Here is an 18,493-nt window from a genome sequence, read left to right as displayed (position 1 = left end):
AACGTTAGGTGTAAGTTTAGGTTTGTTAAATCCTTACGGTAAATGTAATGTAAACAGCCATGGTTAACAAACTTAAATTTACACGTTGTTGTATATCAGTATATTAATTTTTTTATTTTAACCATCAAAAATTTAATATACTGAGTCCAGTAGCCGAAACTTGGCAAATCAAACACCACTATTTTAAAGAGGCTTTTCGGTCTTTTATTTATAGTCAACCGACTATGGATTGAAGATAAAGGAGCGCCTATTTATAGGAAGGATCCCAGCGTGTTTAAACTAATCCGTTCCTGAACACTTGACTTTGTCAAAATTTTTCACGAACTTTATCAAGCACGTTAATGTGACAACATTCAGATAGTGTAACTCTCTATGATGCCTGCATCTAGTGCTTGGATAAATCTCCAATTGTCAATTCCGATTTATTTTTTGTTTAAACACGCTGGGATCTGGCAATACCCTATATGGCTACCTTTACACGCTTTAAAATATCCGATGAGTTTTGGACTATTGTATACAACGGTTTTGTGTATGATTAGTGGCGTGTTTAAGCACCTAATTTAGCAAATAAAAACCAAATAGAAAATCCGCAAGGATTTTCGTAAGTAGGCGAGAACTAGCCATTAATTATACACGGTGTTGGCAACTGGCTTTATTCCGATTCTTTTATTATTTTTCCTTCTTTGTCTATAAAAACCCACTCTTTGTTTAGTTCGACTTTTGCTTTTCCATTTTCAAATTTTCGAGCATAATCAAATTCTAAATCAAAAACTATTTCTCCTGATTTATCAATAAATTGATTTTTTCCAGAACCTAATTCTCCATTGTCATTTCTAATAACGCAATAACCTTCGGAAAACTCATCAACCCAATCAAACTTTGGTTCAATAATTACATTTTCATTTATATCTATAAAACCATATTTCTCATTTTCTCTGAAACTCATAAGTCCTTCGTGCATACTTCCTAAATAATTGTATTTTGGTTCAATTACTAAATTTCCTTTCTTATCAATTAATCCCCATTTTTCGTCTATTTCAACAGCAGAGTAATTTTCAGAGAACATTTCAGCCGATTCATAAATTGGTTCAATTACAGTGTTTCCGTCTAAATCACGAAAACCTGTTTTTCCATTTTCCATTATTTGAAAAAACTCAATTCCTTCTCTTAATCCAACTTCTTTTGTGTTTATGCGCTTATCGTTTAGAACGCTTTCAAATATTTCTTTATCAGATTTTTGCTTACAAGAAACTACAATTCCGATTATGAGTAAGACTAAAATTCCTATTATTAATGTTTTCATATTCAACTTAAAGCTTTATTTATATCATAAATATTGGCAATTATTACTGATATAAAAAGTATAACAATTGCGAAATTAATTATTATTCCAATTATTTTTTTAGCAGTATTAGGTTCTTTAATTCCTTTTAGAGATTTAATGAATCCAATAATACTTACAATTCCGACTGCAAAAGTCAGCAGTCCGATTAAAATAGAAGCGATATCGGATATTTGCGTATGCAGCAGTTGAGTTAGGATTATCAAAATCAGAATTAGTCCAATTCCTATAATTCCAAATTTGAATCCTTTATGTGAATTTATATTGTTTTTTGTCATTAAATCTAGTCAAATTTTGTTTTCGTACGAGTAAGTTCAGCTTGTTGCCAACGTTTTGCATATGGAAAGTTGTGTTTACGAGCAATGAAATTCCGAAGGAATTTCAGCAGTAAGTAAATAAACAACTTCCATAACTTAAGTACTAAAGTAAACAATTTTTTATATGCTGTGTTGCCTACAGTTTTTTAATTTTATTTTTTTTGAGCCACAAGCTAACTCGGTTTGCGTCAATATTGCGTCTGAGTGAATATCGGAAAACCATTCTTTTTTACATTATCAGGCTAAAATTCTGAATTGGTTAACTGTGTGCCTAATGTTAGCTAAAGACTATTAAAGTTAGCTTAAAATCAGTGGTTTTTATATTCGGTATGACACGTTTTGAATTGAGCTCTGCAATTGTAGGCAACGGTTTTGTGTATGGTTAGTTGCGTGGTTAAGCAACTAAATTAGTAAACAAATACGAACCCGAGAAAATTCCTAAGGAATTTTCCAAATAAGCACTTGCCAAAGCAATTAATTATACACGTTGTTGTGAAACGTTTTATTGCACAAACTGCATTTCAGCTTTCTTTCCATAATCCTTTTCCAATTCTATTGATTGATTAACAAATTTTAATCCTTTAATTTCATATTCAGACAATTCTAATTCGTCATACCTTTTCCCAAAAATTCTTTTTGTAAGCTCGAAAGCAGTTTCATAAGTGACTTCGGACTCTATATGGTCTTGAATCTCTTTCTCAGACAAATCTTCGCGCATTTCGTATAAATCTTCTTTAGAGATAAGTTCTTGAGTTCTCACTATAATTTCTTCTGGTAATGGATTTCCAAAATCTTGATGAATTTCGTCTCCAGCTTCTCTTAATCTAATTTTTTCTCCGTTTTGGAATATACAGTATGAAAGTCCGTATCCAATTGATATTTGGATAATTTCTAAATCAGGAAACTTTTCAAGGAATTTTTTTTCGGTTAGACTTTGTATTGGTTTTGCGAATTGCCAACACAAATCAGCATTTGCGATAATCAAATTACCTTTATAATTTGTGATATAAGTTTCTCCAATTTCAGGTCCAATATTAAAATCTGTTTCTCCAATAAATTTGAAACCTCTAAATCCTAAAGATTCCAATAATCCAATATTGATTTCTATTTCTCCGATATCTTTAATAAAAGTGGCTGTTATATTCCAACCCATAAGTTTCTGTTAAATGTTTTACAACGTTTTGCATATGGAAAGTTGTGTTTACGAGCAATGAAATTCCGAAGGAATTTCAGCAGTAAGTAAATAAACAACTTCCATAATTAAGACACTAAAGTAAACAATTTTTTATATGCTGTGTTGCCTACAGTTTTTAATTTTTACTTTATTGAGCAACAAGCTAATTCGGTTTGCGTAGTTGTTACGTGTGAGTGAATATCGGAAGATCGTATTTTTTACATTATCAGGCTAAAATTCTGAATTGGTTAACTGTGTACTTTTAATTAGCTAAAGACTAATAAAGATAGCTTAAAATCAGTAGTTTTTATATTCGGTATTACACGGTTTGTATCGAGCGTTGCAATTGTAGGCAACGTGTTGCATATGGAAAGTTGTGTTTACGCGCAATGAAATTCCGAAGGAATTTCAGCAGTAAGTAAATAAACAACTTCCATAACGTAAGCACTAAAGTAAACAATTTTTTATATGCTGTGTTGCCTACAGTTTTTAATTTTTACTTTTTTTGAGCCACAAGCTAACTCGGTTTACGTCAATATTACGTCTGAGTGAAATTCTGTATTACGTACTTTTTGGTTTTGACTAACTTAAAATTCTAAAAAAAAATTGCGAAAAACTATCAGGCTTTTAATCGGTATTTTAGATCCAGAACCTGGCTAAAATTCTGAATTGGTTTACTGTGTGCTTTAAGTTCGCTAAAGACTAATTAAGTTAGCTTAAAATCAGTGGTTTTTTTATTCGGTATTAAACGTTTTGAATTGCGATTTGTAATTGTAGGCAACGTTTTGCATATGGAAAGTTGTGATTTGCGAGCAATGAAATTCCGAAGGAATTTCAGCAGTAAGTAAATAAACAACTTCCATAATTTAGACACTAAAGTAAACAATTTTTTATATGCTGTGTTGCCTACAGTTTTTAATTTTTACTTTTTTTGAGCAACAGGCTAATTCGGTTTACGTCGTTGTTGCGTCTGAGTGAATATCGGAAGATCGTATTTTTTACATTATCAGGCTAAAATTCTGAATTTAGTAAACTGTGTACTTAATGTTAGCTAAAGACTATTAAAGTTAGCTTAAAATCAGTGATTTTTATATTCGGTATGACACGTTTTGATTTGAGCGTTGCAATTGTAGGCAACGTTGTTGGATATGGAAAGTTGTGTTTACGAGCAATGAAATTCCGAAGGAATTTCAGCAGTAAGTAAATAAGCAACTTCCATAACTTAAGTACAAAAGTAAACAATTTTTTATATGCTGTGTTGCCTACAGTTTTTAAATTTTACTTTTTTTTGAGCAACAAGCTAATTCGGTTTGCGTCAATATTACGTCTGAGTGAATATCGGAAAACCATACTTTTTTACATTATCTGGCTAAAATTCTGAATTTAGTAAACTGTGTACTTAATGTTAGCTAAAGACTATTAAAGTTAGCTTAAAATCAATGGGTTTTATTTTCGGTTTTATACGTTTTGAATTGAGCGTTGCAATTGTAGGCAACGTTGTTGTATATGGTTTGTTGCGTGTTTTTAAGCACCTAATTTAGCAAATACAAACCGAATAGAAAATCCGCGAGGATTTTCGTAAGTAAGCTAGAACTAGCAATAAATTATATACGGTGTTGTGCTTAGTTATTTTTCAATTCCAAATTTGTTTTAATTTATTCCAAATATTATTTTTTTCTTTATGTTCAGATGAATTCGTTTTTTTGCTTACATATTCAATTCCAATTATCGGAAAAGATACTTCTTTTATATAATCCATTATCCAATCTTGAGCATTTAGAACATCCGCTTTTCTTTTTTTGAGTTCTTTCGCAACTCTATCAGTCAAATCCGAATTATTTTCATCTGAAACATTATTGTCATAAATAATAACGCAAAGAGCTTCAATCAGAACATTTCTCTTTTGACTTAATATTTGATGATTATCCAGAACTTCTAAAATCAAATCAATATATTTTTCATCAGCCAACATCAAATCCTCATCTTGCTCCATAAAAAAATAATCCGCATTATTTCCCCATTCAATTAATAAATCTGTTTTAAATTCAGGTTGAGGATGCGAAAGAGACGTAAATTCTTTATTTCCGCATTTAGAACATTCTTGACTCCAAATTTCTTTCTCTTTTAAACCAAAAGCAGCTTCTTTTCGTGTTACTTCAATCGAATCAACATTTCCACATTTACAAGCTTTTTGATATTCGTATTTCATTTTTTTAATTAAGCACAACGGTTTTGTGTAAGCGTCAGTAACGGGAAAGTGCGCGAGTACTTTCCGCTGACGCACCTAATTTAGCAAAACGAGTTGAATTTCCGATTAGGAAATTCAGCCGTTATTGCGCTTACACGTTGTTGGCATACGTTTTTTATTTCAATTCAATTAATTCAAGATTATAAGTTTTTTTATGAAATCCAGTTAAAACTATTTTTCCGTTCAATTCATTCCTGATTATTAGTGGAATGTCCATTTCCATAAAAAGTATGTCAAATCCATTCTCATTAATTCGTTCCCATCTAATTCCAGGATTCCTTGTTTTGTCAGTACTTTTAATTAATAGAGTGTCGTTTATAAAATTTAGCGTGTCATTGTATTTTTCAGATTTTACTAAATATCGTTTCCCTATTAACTTTATATTTTTGGCTTTATTTTTTAATGTATCGTTCAATTTTTTAAATACAGAATTGTTAGAGCCATCTGTTCCTTTGATAACCAAACTGTCATTGTTTAATGATTTAACAATATTTGTGTATTCATTATCTGAATTATAAGTGATTTTTTCCCAATTATAATTAAACGTTCCATTTTCAAAGTCTTTTTCAGCACGATAGTCATATTTGAAGCTTTTTGCGAAGTAATTATCGTTTTTGAATGTAACGAAGCTCCGAATCGGAAGATTCATTGATGATTCAATATTTTCAGAATATGAATATGCTCCAATCCAAGTTCCTTCTAATTGTTTGTTAGAATTACAAGATAGTATTAAACCTAAAAATAATATGTAGATGATTTTTTTCAAATGTATGCCAACGTTTTGCATATGGAAAGTTGTGATTTGCGCGCAATGAAATTCCGAAGGAATTTCAGCAGTAAGTAAATAAACAACTTCCATAACTTAAGCACTAAAGTAAACAATTTTTTATATGCTGTGTTGCCTACAGTTTTTTATTTTTACTTTTTTGAGCAACAAGCTAATTCGATTTACGTCGCTGTTGCGTCTGAGTGAATATCGGAAAACCATACTTTTTTACATTATCTGGCTAAAATTCTGAATTTAGTTAACCGTATACTTTATGTTAGCTAAAGGCTAATAAAGTTAGCTTAAAATCAGTAGTTTTTATATTCAGTTTTATACGTTTTGAATTGAGCGTTGCAATTGTAGGCAACGGGTTTGTATATGGTTTGTTGCGTGGTTTAGCACGTAATTTAGCAAATAAAAACCGAATAGAAAATCCGCGAGGATTTTCGTAAGTAGGCTAGAACTAGCAATAAATTATATACGGTGTTGGCAACTGTATTTTATGCTATTTTATGGGTTATACTTTTTCCCATATCTTTAATTAATTCAGTATGTTTCGGTTCCAATTTTCCGATTTGTCTAATTATTAATGCAATCACAACTCTTAAATCATTTTTTATTACTCTACTTGTGTAATAATAATATTGAGTTTCTTTTCCCACTTTAAAAGATTGATAAATAAAATTTTCTCCGATTTCTAAATCTTTATTCGAGACGTAACCACCTTCGTTAACGAACTTGTCAAATAAAGGTAAGAATTGGTTTTTCAAGTCTTCGATTCCAAAATTGTCAGGTGTTGAAATTTCTTTTCCGTAATTGGTTATAGAAAAGTCGATTTTTTTATTTTTCGTGCGTGCTCTAAATCGGTCGCTTTCATATTTATTCCACTCTTTGGGTATTTTAATCAGATAAACATTATCAATCATCATTGTATTAAAATCCGTGTAATTCAGTTCCTCTTTTTTCGAAAAGTTAAATATTCCCATTGATTTTTTTTGTGTGTTTAGGTGTTCGTCAATATTGTTGCCAACGTGTTGCATATGGAAAGTTGTGTTTACGAGCAATGAAATTCCGAAGGAATTTCAGCAGTAAGTAAATAAACAACTTCCATAATTTAAGTACTAAAGTAAACAATTTTTTATATGCTGTGTTGCCTACAGTTTTTAATTTTTATTTTTTTGAGCAACAAGCTAATTCGGTTTACGTCGTTGTTGCGTCTGAGTGAATATCGGAAAACCATGCTTTTTTACATTATCTGGCTAAAATTCTGAATTTAGTTAGCTGTGTGCTTTACGTTAGCTAAAGACTAATAAAGTTAGCTTAAAATCAGTGGTTTTTATATTCGGTATGACACGTTTTGAATTGCGTTTTGCAATTGTAGGCAACGGTTTTGTGTATGGTTAGTTGCGTGTTTAAGCAACTAATTTAGTAAACAAAAACGAACGCGAGAAAATTCCGAAGGAATTTTCCAAATAAACAACGACCAAAGCAATTAATTATACACGTTGTTGTACACCGTTTATATATTTTTATTTATTTCATTGACTATTTCCAATAAACCGTTGAAATATTTATTGTCTTTTAAATAAGACATAGCATTTTGGACTATCAAATCACATTCGTTATCGGTTAGTTTTTGTCTTAAAGTATTGTCAGTTGATATTCTAATTTTTCTATCATTTTTATCTAATACGATAATAACTCCACCATTTTCTGGATATTTTCCAATTTTCCAATAATTCCCTTGTTCAATCGAATATTCGGTTACATTTTTATATGGAAATAAGTCGTCAATTGTTACAATTATTATTTGGATATTTTTTAAACTTTCAATTTCCTCAATTTTGGATTCAAGTTTTTCAAATTCGTCTATTGATAGTGTATTATCAATATCCAAAACTCTGGTGTGTAAACTTCCCAAAGAATAAGATTTCAGTTTATATTTCGAACAGTTTTTCCAAAGGTTTCTTGTTAGTCTATAATTTAAAGTATTTAGATTTCGAACGACATCTTGATTGAAAGAATCTCTTAAAACTTCTTTTTGAATAAGGTCAGTCTGAAGTTTTATTTGATTTTCTAAATTTCCGTCAAACTTTTCACAAAATTCAGTTGCCAAATTTCCAACTTTATCAAGTTCATTTGTTGTTGTAATTCTTTGTGATTTACAACTAAAAATTAGAAAAAAGAAAATAATAATAAGGTGTTTCATTTTCTTAATGGTGTACAACGTTGTTGGATATGGAAAGTTGTGATTTGCGCGCAATGAAATTCCGAAGGAATTTCAGCAGTAAGTAAATAAACAACTTCCATAAGTTAATTACTAAAGTAAACAATTTTTTATATGCTGTGTTGCCTACAGTTTTTAATTTTTATTTTTTGAGCAACAAGCTAATTCGGTTTACGTCGTTGTTGCGTCTGAGTGAATATCGGAAAACCATACTTTTTTACATTATCTGGCTAAAATTCTGAATTGGAAAACTGTGCGCTTTATGTTAGCTAAAGACTAATAAAGTTAGCTTAAAATCAGTGATTTTTATATTCGGTATGACACGTTTTGAATTGCGTTTTGCAATTGTAGGCAACGATTTTGTATATGGTTTGTTGCGTGGTTTAGCACGTAATTTAGCAAATAAAAACCGAATAGAAAATCCGCGAGGATTTTCGTAAGTAGGCTAGAACTAGCAATAAATTATATACGGTGTTGTGCAAAGTTATTTTTACCAGAAATCAATTTCATTTTCTCCTAAAATCCAAGCTAAAATCATCTTGCTAATTCCGAAATAATCTCTAAAATCCTCGTGGTCAACATATGGATTCCATTCCGCTCCCCATCTTGGTTGTGGATGAACTAAAGAAATTCTTGTAAAATAACCTTCTTCTATAAATTCATAAGTTCCTTCTCCATTAGGTAAAAAGGTGAGCTTATTCTTAAATATATCTCTTAAGAGTACTCTATTTAACTTTGTAGAGTCGTCACCATATTTTCGTTGCAGTAAGTGTAAACTTCCTTCAAGTGCGAAAAATGCATTTAAAATTGCTTCTTCTTGGAATAAAAGGTTTCTTCTATTCATAAGTGCTTTCAATAAATAATTACTTGTTCGCATCAATAAATGGTCTCTGATACTAAAAGAGTCAAATATTTTATTGAAGCCTGATTTTTTCGGGTCAAATTTTGAGTAATCATAAGTTGAAATATCAGGTCTTGGATTCCGATTAAACATACTGCCGTCAGGTTGAATGAATACATTTTTAATATCCATCCACCTATTTAGGAAATAGTAGATTTCTTCATTCGGAATGTCTTTTACATATTCATAATTTAGTGAAATCGTGTCGTAAGGATTGAAATATGGAAATAATCGGGTTCCTGAATCAGATAATATTAATGACGTTGCAAATTTTAATTCAGTTCTAGTAATCCAGTAAATGGAAGATTCATTTGAGTATTCCTTCTCGGAATTTATCTTGTTTACTGTAACGATACTTGGTCTTGAATTGAAATTCTTATACCATACTTTTCCTCTTTTGATATCTACATTTGGGTATAATCCATTATTCCCCAAAATTCTGAATTTAAGTTCTTCTTTAGATTGTGGTTTTGGGAATAGTTTTAAAAATTCATTAAAGTCTTCATTAAATAATTTACGTTCATCAATTGTAAAGTAAGCTGAACTATGAATGTCTAAAATTAGCTCCTGTAATATTCCAGGTTTTCCAAAAAGTTTAGCGGAATCATTTTGAATTGGAATTCCAATTTTTTCAAAAATCTGCAAGGTGTATTTTTCAGAATCAGAATGTGATATTGACTTTTTTTGTATTGCTTTTAGCTTGATATCAGATAAAAGTTCAATAATCTGTTTTCTTATGTAAAAGTCAATCATTTAGTTCGTTTGTCTAATTTTGCACAACGGTTTGTGTAAGAATAGTAAGGGATTTCGAAGGACTGAACTTTCAATTTATCACTTAGCCAAATTTGCAATTTTTTCTTTAATTAATAGACATGCAAAATTGTAAATTTTGCGGACTTTGTAAAATGCACTTCACTTTGGGATAAGCACTAAAACCCTTATTATTTTTACACTTTGTTACCTGTAGGCTATTTTGTTTCAGTTCCTATTTTTCCGTTGATTTGTTAATTCGTATGAAATTATATACGCCTTTTCCTTCTGCAATTAATTCATCATTCTGAAAGGCTTTCATTTTCGTTACAAGTATTCTATTACCTAACCTAACTATTTTACCTTCCACAATTATTTCAGATGCTTCAGCACCTTTTAAATAATCTATTCTTAAATCAATAGTTACTAATTTATCTTCCAATGACGTAAAGTGAGTGCTTCCTGCAATACCACCAACAGAGTCCATTATTGTAGCAATAATTCCTCCGTGCCACCTGTTTGTTCTCATATCTCCAACAATTTCATCTCTAAAGGGAACTTTAACTTTTACAAACCCTTTTTCAAGTTCCAATAATTTTAGTCCTAAAAATTTATGAACTGGAATACCTTCTTCAATTATTTGTTTAATAAATCCTATGTTTTTTTCTATCATTTATTTTGATTCTAATTATTGTTCTTGGCTTACAGGTAACGGTTCGGTGTATGGTTAGTTGCGTGGTTAGACAACTAATTTAGCAAATAAATCACAGATAGAATATTCCGAAGGAATGTTCGTAAGTCGGCAGTGAACCAAGCAATTAATTATACACGGTGTTGCCCACAGTTATTTTTCAGATTCATTTTCGTAAATTTCTTTAAATTCTATTTCTTCAGTATAATCTGGTAAATCAGAATTGCTTTTTTCTTTCGAAATTATTTTAATCTTATTTTCTGTTAAAAGCGCTTTTGTAATTCTATAGATAATTTCTTTTTTAGGTTTCTCAATTAGAGTAATTCCAATATAATTCGGAAGTTCTTTCTCTTTTACATTTACAGTTTGATTTTCTGTTATGTAACCATACCTTTTTTCTCCATTTGACAAGAAATATTCAAACCTAATTGATGCTAAACTTTTACGATTCGGAATTTGATTGAAAGGAATTTTTAGGCTGAAATCATTATCCAATTCCATATTGAGTTTAACATCTTTAAAATCCGAATCGAAATCGTAAACGAATTGGATTTCAATATGTTTTTCAGTTAGTTTTGATTTTTTATCAGTTTTAAATTCAAGATGATAATATTCGTTTTGTCTTTTGTTCGAAAAGGCAAATCGTGCATCATTTTCTACAATTTCATATTGTTCCGAAAATATAAGAGTATCGTTTTTCCTTTCCCAAGTTCCTTTATATTCTCTCCAAGTCAAACAACTTGAAGGAATTGGAAAACTCCGAAATTCGAATTCGTTTTTTGAGGTCAATGTAATTTGACTTATTCTATTATCAATAACCCAAGGATTAGCAGAGCTGTCTTTAACTTTTTCAATACTCACATAGGAAATCGGTGTTTTTTGTCCAAATATAGACTGTCCTATTAGTAATGAAAATATGATGGCAAAGATGTTTTTCATAATTGTGGGCAACGTGTTGCATATGGAAAGTTGTGTTTACTTACTGCTGAAATTCCGTAGGAATTTCAGCAGTAAGTAAATAAACAACTTCCATAATTTAGACACTAAAGTAAACAATTTTTTATATGCTGTGTTGCCTACAGTTTTTAATTTTTACTTTTTTTATTGAGAAACAAGCTAATTTGGTTTGCGTCGTTGTTGCGTCTGAGTGAATATCGGAAGATCGTATTTTTTACATTATCAGGCTAAAATTCTGAATTGGTTAACTGTGTACTTTATGTTAGCTAAAGACTTATAAAGGTAGCTTAAAATCAGTGGTTTTTATATTCGGTATGACACGTTTTGAATAGAGCGTTGCAATTGTAGGCAACGGTTTTGGACATGAAAAGTTGCGATTTTAAAAACGCAATTTTCCGATGTTTAAATTTAGTTTATTATTTGTATTAATTTTCATATTTAGTTAGAAATAAGCAATTTTTTATGTGCGTTGTTGTGTGTAGTGCTTTTATTCAAAGTAGGTATTTGTATAATCATTAAAGTTTTCAAAATCTTGAGGGAAAGTATTATTGACAAATTCATATTCCCAAAGTTCAATATATCTAATACCCAATATGCGTGCTTGTTCAAAAACAGTTGTGTAGTCGTTATTTTCAAATCTTTCAGTTTGGTCAGACCGTCCAATGGCTTGTGCATATATATCTCCAGGGAAATCGATTAAAGCATTTACTAAATTAGGTTGATAGGTGATTTTTCCAGAAATCCACCACATCGCAGCACCGACTCTATGACTTAAAGAAGGTTCATTCCATAAGTCTGTCATTATTCTATTAGGAATTGAAGTATCTTCCATTATGTCGTGGACTTCAACTGCTATTGCCTTTTTTGTAAAAGCATTTGCAAATATCCTAGCTGTTTCTTTTACACTATTAACCCAATTATCTGAAGTTAGCCCAGCATCTAAAAGTTCATCAGTTGTTACACCATTAAAATGACCTTCTATACCATTTGCAGTCATTTGCGGAACATATACTAAAACCAAATCTTCATCTTCATTATATTCGTTCGAAAGTGCTTCCGCAAGAAACCCCAATCTCTCATTGACCCTAGTATCCCAAATTTTAGGGATTCTCTTTACAGCATTATCAACTCCTGTTATTTCAAAATAATCAGCTCCAATAGATTCTGTCAACCAATCAGGACTATCTCCTCCAGCTAAAACACCTAGACTCCATTTTAAATTTCTTGTTTTAATAATTTCACGAAATTGCTCTATACTTGAAAAGTCATAAATTCCTTTATTGGGTTCTATTTCGCTCCATTTTACTCGAATTAACGAACCATTGATTTGATTATTATCTAAAGCAGTTTCATTTCCAAAAGAACTGGTATATAGTCCTTTAGGCTTTACGATGTTTGTAGTAGTATCTGAATTTTCGAGATTAGAATTATTATCATCTGAATTACAAGAGAATAAAAATAGTATTATAAGAAAAGTTAAGTTGTATTTACTCATACTTAGTTTAATTAGTGGTTTAATTTTAGACTTGAATAACAGTTTAAGGTTTAATAAGTATTACACGTATCTACTGAATATAGACAATTGTCTACTTTTATGCTGTGTTATCTGCTTTTTTAAGATGATTGTCATAGTATTTTATCACTTGTGCTCTATCTAATGGTCCACCGTGTCCTAGATAATATCGTTTCCCTTTCTCCAATAATATTTTATCAAAACTCTTTTTAAGTTCAGTTAAATTATCATGAAAAGGAGGATGCTTTACTCGCTTATGAAATATTATTCCGCCTAACAGGATTCCAGAGGCCATCATATCCATAATAATAACTTCTTCATTTTCTAAAACTATTGATAGAGAACCAGGAGTATGTCCGGGGGTGTGGATAACTTTACCGTTAACTCCCCATTCCTTTAAATTATATTCAGTATCTCCTTCAATTAAAATTTCAGGCTCGAAAGGTTCTGTTTTTTGATTTTTAATTATTTGTTTGAAAATCCACCATTGAGGTTTGTTAAGTTTCATGGTTGAAATATCAGCTTTACCTGTTATATATGATTCAACGTCTAGTTGATGAGCCAAAATAGGTGCTTTTAAAATTTGTTTGAGTTTGTAGGCACTTCCAAAATGGTCGATATGAGAATGAGTGATTATTATTAATCCAATTTCATTTTTATCGACATTATGTTTCTTTAATTGCTTCAGTATTTTTTTTTCGCTATTTGGAACACCTGTGTCAACTAATATGTGTTTTTTAGTTCCTTTAATCAGAAAACAATTTATCATTCCTCCTGACCAAATTGATATTGGGATTACTTTGTTCATATGTTCTATTTTTTTCAAAACTATGATTAGTCTAGCATCAAAAAAATCACATTTGTTACTTAATAATCTCTTTTCGTATGCGACTAAGTGATTGAGGTTTTATTCCAAGGTATGAGGCTAAATGTTTTACTGCTGTATTTAAAGCAATTTTTGGTTGATTATTTAATAGTTTTAAATACCTCTGTGATGCAGACAATTTCTGAAGTGAATTCGCTCTCTCAGAAATTTTTCTAATTTGGTCTTCATATACACTTTTACAAAATATTGACCAATTTGAAACCTCCCTGTACAAATTCTGATATTCATCTTTTGAGATTCTTAATAATGTACAATCTGAAGTGCATTGAATGTTTTCCTTTGAGAAACTATTATTAAGGAAACTTTCAAATGAAGTCACAAAATCTTTAGTAGTAGAAATTTGGGTTGTTATTTCATTTCCATCATCAATATGAAAATATCTAACAAAGCCATCAATTATAAAATATAAGTATAAAGATTTAGAACCTTCAATAACTAAGTATTCATTTTTCTGTTTGGTTATAATTTGAAAATTGGAGGTTAATATTTCAATTTCATTATCAGAGATGTCGACTTTTTCCTTTATAATATCAATTAGAATAGTTTTCATTAATGTTTGTATTTGTTGTTTAATTGCAGGTGACGTTTTTATAAGATTTTCCGACGCGTAAATCGCTTACGAGATTGTTAATCAGCTTCCTTTTTAGTTCAAATTTAAACATAAATTTTATGCGGTGCCGTACTCTGGCTTTTTACCTCGTTTTATTATTTTTATCAAACGTGGAATAATTTATATCATTCCAATTATTTTCTTTTTTGTGATTTTTTTCCAGCATTACACACAACGTGTTCGTGTATGTTTAGTTGCGTTGGCGAGAACTAATTTAGCAAAAGAAAACGAACCAAAGGTTAATCTATATCACTTTCCTAGTAAAGACTTGACAAGCAATTAATTATACACGTTGTTGGCAACTGGTGATTACCTTTTTAAGGTAAAATGACCAGAAAAAACAAAACCATCACCAAGATCAGCAGTAAACCAATAATCATTAGAAGGCATGTTTTTTCCATTATAAGTTCCATTCCACCCCAAACTATTTGAGAATAGTTGTGTTAATAACTTACCATATCGATCAAAAATAAATATTTCAGCATTAGGATATTTTGTTATGCCTTTTATTTGCCAATAATCATTGTATAGATCATTGTTAGGAGTGAAAAATTTTGGATAGTCAATTACTACAACTTCTTTAGAGTCTTCACCACAATCATTTTTGTCCCTGACATATACCACATAACACCCTCCTTGAATATTATCAAAATAATTACTGTTTTGGAAATTGATTCCATCAATAGAATATTCGTAATCACCATTTTCAGAAACAATAATTTCGATAAAAGTATTTCCTATTTGTCCATGGTTTACTTCAATTATTTCTGGAACATTAGTATGTGTTAGAGTAAAGGAAAATGAATTTTCGCAAAGGATACCATTTTCAAATTGACCTACTGTTAAAATGTAATTTCCCTCATTTGTTATTTCAGCACTATTGCTAGTTGATATTGAAGTTTCATCATTTACTGTGTACCAATTGTAAGAATCGAAATTTGAATTTAAGGTTAATGTTATAGATGATTCTAGTTCGCAAAGGAAATATTCTTCTTCTAAATTAATTTCTGGTAGGTTGTTCACGATTAAATCGAAAGATGTTTCGGAATAACAAATTGGATTATTTTCGTCTTCAACTCTTACATGTATTGTTTGATTATAAGGTTCAGTATTTTGGAATAATGTTGGTAACGGACTTGGAATTAGATTATTATCACTATCAAAATATTGTATAGTTAAGCCTGTTTGATTTCCAATTATTTGTGTCTCCATTAAGGAAGTATTAAACTCAGAAAATCCATTACCTTGATCACATCCAAATAAGTCGCTAGGTTGATTGATATTTGGTTGAGTTATAGTTTGTAATTCAAGAATGGTTTCAGTATAACAATTTGAATTTGGATTTGTAACTCTTACTATAATGTCTTGATTATTTAGTTCGGTATTAGTAAATGGGTTTGGTAATGGACTTGAAAGTTCTGAACCATTTTGTTCAAAGTAGGAAACCAACATTCCAGATTGACCATTTAAAACTTGGTTTTCAACATTTGAAGTATCAAAATATTCTGAAACTCCGTTGTTATTATCGTCACAACCAAATATGATATCTAATGGGTGAGCAACAGGAAAAGAGTCATCAACTATTAAATTAATTGTAGTATCAAAGTAACAGTCGTTTTGATCACTAAATACTCTTACAAATATAAAATCTTGTTCGGGCGTAATATTCGTGTAATTGTTTAAAGAATTTATTGGAATAATATTATTATCACTTGAATAATACTCTAATAATAAATTTGCCTGGCTACCAAGTAAGTTAGTTTCAATTTCCGACAGATCAAAAACCTCAAATCCATCACTGTCATCGTCACATTCATAAATATCATCAACTTCAAACACTTCAGGTATAGGTTTAATAATCAAATCAAAACTTACTTCAGAAAAGCAACTGTCATCACCTTCAAAATAAACTCTAGCTGTCAAGGTTTCTAAATCAGGAATTACATTTTGAAAAGGGTTTGGTAAAGGACTTTGAAGTTCGTTCCCATTTTGGTCAAAATATAAAATTTCTAAACCTGTTTGGTTACCTGATATTTCATCTTGAACAGCAGAAGTGTCGAAACTTGAGAATCCACCACCTTCATCACAAGCAAAAATATTTGAAGGTGGGTTTATTTCTGGACTGACTGAAACCTGAAGTTCAATTATGGTTTCATCAAAAAGAAGAGTTACAGGATCTGTTACTCGAATAGTAATGTATTGATTATTAGCAATAGTATTGGTAAACGGATTTGGTAATGGACTAGGTAATTCATTTCCATTCTCATCGAAATAAGTTAGTTCATATCCTGTTTGACCGTTTAAAACAACATCTTCAATATTAGAAGTGTCAAAACTATCAGAAAACCCATCCATATCATCATCACAAGCAACCAAGGATTCCATTGGATAAGCTATTGGAAACTCGATGTCTTGACTGTATTTAGTAATAAAAATATCTTGAAGACCATTTGAAACATAGATGTCTTCAACATTATCTTCTGGATTAAAATCGACTGTTTGATGAAAATATCCACCGACATAAATGTTGTAAAAATCATCAACATGTATGGCAAAACCTAAATCAGAATCAATTCCTCCAAATTTAAGATCCCATAATAAATTACCAGCTGCATTATATTTATTAATAAATACATCGTAATCTGTTGTAAAACCATTGGGATCAAAATTTTCAGGATTAAAAAGTCCGCCAGTAACATAAATTTCATTTACATCATCTAGAGTTACAGACTGACCATAATCATAATAAGCAGTTCCTAAACTATTCGCCCATATTAATTCTCCATTTGGGTCTAGTTTTAAAATAAAAATATCCTCTTCACCACTAGAGGTTAAATTAAAAACACCAGCATTTGGATTGAAATCTACTGTACCAGAGAAAAAACCTGTTATAATGGTGTTTCCGTTACTATCAGTATCACTTGAAGATGCATCATCAAGACCTGTTGACCCAAAACTTTTATGCCATATAAGATCTCCATTATTATTAAGTTTAACAATAAAAGCATCCCAAATACCATTTGATATCCCATTACTTACACCACTATTTGGATCAAAGTCACAGGTGCCATTAAAAAATCCTGTTATATATAAATTTCCAATACCATCGATATTTAAATGCCTACCAAGATCCAAATCGTTGCCACCAATACTTTTAGCCCATAGAAAGTCACCATTACTATCTAATTTTAATAGAAAAATATCTGTACTACCATTAGCTGATAGATTAAATGTTGCTTGGCCTGGGTCCATATCGATGGTGTTTTGATATTGTCCAATCAAATAAATATTATCTTGATCGTCTAAAACTACAGATGACGCATAGTCCTGTGCATTATTTCCAAATTGTTCGAAGAAGATTACGTTGCCATCAGGATCTAATTTAAAAATCATAATATTATCACTCATTCCAGGAATTTCTGTCCTACCAACAATAATTAAATTTCCTAATGAATCTATAGCAATCGATCTCCCATCATCAAAATTTACATCTGGAAATGTAATGGCCCAAACAAAATTACCTTGAGGATCTAGTTTCTGAACAAAAACATTTAATTCAAAACCAGTTTCATTTGAAGTTAAATTAAATACATCTGGACCAGGATCAAAATCCACAGTGCCAACAAAATGTCCTGTTGAATACGTATTTCCCAAGTGATCCGAAGTAATAGAAATTAATTTGTCAAAATTATCATTACCATAAGTATTAGTCCATTCGTAAGTTTGAGCAATTGATTTTGAACTTATAGTCAGTAAAAATATTAATAAGTATTTCTTCATTGATGATTTTAACTTGTTGCCAACGGTCTTGTGTATGGTTAGTTGCGTGATTAAGGCACTAAGTTAGCAAATAAATCACAGATAGAATATTCCGCAGGAATGTTCGTAAGTAGGCTTAAAACAAGCAATTAATTATACACGTTGTTGTGGCACGTTTTTATTTATCCACTTTTTCTTGTTTTCAATTATTTCAGCTGATAAGGAATTAAATTCGTTTTGCATTATACATTCCAAAATAAGACTCAATTATTGTTTTCGTTCCGTTCATATTTAAGGTTTCATCCTTTTAGGTTTTCCATAATCTACAGTTATTTGCAATTAGCAGATAGTT

14 protein-coding genes are annotated in these 18,493 nt (G+C 30.5%); all 14 read right to left on the bottom strand.

Annotation, left to right across the window (positions count from 1 at the left end):
- Positions 1 to 652 precede the first annotated feature (652 nt).
- Positions 653 to 1,303 carry a WG repeat-containing protein gene (locus M890_RS16515; protein WP_028284040.1) on the bottom strand — a complete coding sequence of 217 codons (651 nt, stop codon included), beginning with the start codon at positions 1,301 to 1,303 and terminating at the stop codon, positions 653 to 655.
- 2 nt (positions 1,304 to 1,305) lie between these two features.
- Positions 1,306 to 1,620 carry a hypothetical protein gene (locus M890_RS0113520; RefSeq protein ID WP_028284039.1) on the bottom strand — a complete coding sequence of 105 codons (315 nt, stop codon included), beginning with the start codon at positions 1,618 to 1,620 and terminating at the stop codon, positions 1,306 to 1,308.
- A 541-nt stretch (positions 1,621 to 2,161) separates the two neighbouring features.
- Complete coding sequence (locus tag M890_RS0113515) at positions 2,162 to 2,812, bottom strand: hypothetical protein (protein WP_028284038.1); 651 nt, start codon at positions 2,810 to 2,812, stop codon at positions 2,162 to 2,164.
- Between the two features lie 1,654 nt (positions 2,813 to 4,466).
- Complete coding sequence (locus M890_RS0113510; protein ID WP_028284037.1) at positions 4,467 to 5,042, bottom strand: hypothetical protein; 576 nt, start codon at positions 5,040 to 5,042, stop codon at positions 4,467 to 4,469.
- Between the two features lie 154 nt (positions 5,043 to 5,196).
- Positions 5,197 to 5,940, bottom strand: coding sequence for a hypothetical protein (locus M890_RS0113505; protein WP_028284036.1), 744 nt, complete (start codon positions 5,938 to 5,940; stop codon positions 5,197 to 5,199).
- 407 nt (positions 5,941 to 6,347) lie between these two features.
- Positions 6,348 to 6,887, bottom strand: coding sequence for a hypothetical protein (locus tag M890_RS0113500; RefSeq protein WP_051437544.1), 540 nt, complete (start codon positions 6,885 to 6,887; stop codon positions 6,348 to 6,350).
- Positions 6,888 to 7,366: 479 nt separating this feature from the next.
- The gene (locus M890_RS16510) at positions 7,367 to 8,056 is read right to left on the bottom strand and encodes a TPM domain-containing protein (RefSeq protein ID WP_028284034.1); all 690 of its coding nucleotides are present in this window, start codon (positions 8,054 to 8,056) and stop codon (positions 7,367 to 7,369) included.
- A gap of 508 nt (positions 8,057 to 8,564) precedes the next feature.
- Entirely contained in the window at positions 8,565 to 9,728 is a 1,164-nt protein-coding gene (locus tag M890_RS0113485; protein WP_028284033.1) for a hypothetical protein, read from the bottom strand.
- Between the two features lie 232 nt (positions 9,729 to 9,960).
- Positions 9,961 to 10,398 carry a PaaI family thioesterase gene (locus M890_RS0113480; RefSeq protein WP_028284032.1) on the bottom strand — a complete coding sequence of 146 codons (438 nt, stop codon included), beginning with the start codon at positions 10,396 to 10,398 and terminating at the stop codon, positions 9,961 to 9,963.
- A gap of 171 nt (positions 10,399 to 10,569) precedes the next feature.
- Positions 10,570 to 11,355 carry a hypothetical protein gene (locus M890_RS0113475; RefSeq protein ID WP_028284031.1) on the bottom strand — a complete coding sequence of 262 codons (786 nt, stop codon included), beginning with the start codon at positions 11,353 to 11,355 and terminating at the stop codon, positions 10,570 to 10,572.
- A 505-nt stretch (positions 11,356 to 11,860) separates the two neighbouring features.
- Positions 11,861 to 12,868, bottom strand: a complete 1,008-nt coding sequence (locus M890_RS16210) for a hypothetical protein (RefSeq protein ID WP_051437543.1) — start codon at positions 12,866 to 12,868, stop codon at positions 11,861 to 11,863.
- A gap of 97 nt (positions 12,869 to 12,965) precedes the next feature.
- Positions 12,966 to 13,694, bottom strand: a complete 729-nt coding sequence (locus M890_RS16205; RefSeq protein ID WP_051437542.1) for an MBL fold metallo-hydrolase — start codon at positions 13,692 to 13,694, stop codon at positions 12,966 to 12,968.
- Positions 13,695 to 13,749: 55 nt separating this feature from the next.
- The gene (locus tag M890_RS16200) at positions 13,750 to 14,322 is read right to left on the bottom strand and encodes a Crp/Fnr family transcriptional regulator (protein ID WP_051437541.1); all 573 of its coding nucleotides are present in this window, start codon (positions 14,320 to 14,322) and stop codon (positions 13,750 to 13,752) included.
- A 369-nt stretch (positions 14,323 to 14,691) separates the two neighbouring features.
- Entirely contained in the window at positions 14,692 to 18,162 is a 3,471-nt protein-coding gene (locus M890_RS16505) for an FIDD domain-containing protein (protein WP_051437540.1), read from the bottom strand.
- Positions 18,163 to 18,493 lie beyond the last annotated feature (331 nt).

The organism is Olleya marilimosa CAM030, assembly GCF_000518485.1.
Lineage (GTDB): Bacteria > Bacteroidota > Bacteroidia > Flavobacteriales > Flavobacteriaceae > Olleya > Olleya marilimosa.
Note: the sequence above shows the minus strand (reverse complement) of the source record. Positions and strands in the feature narration are given on the sequence as shown.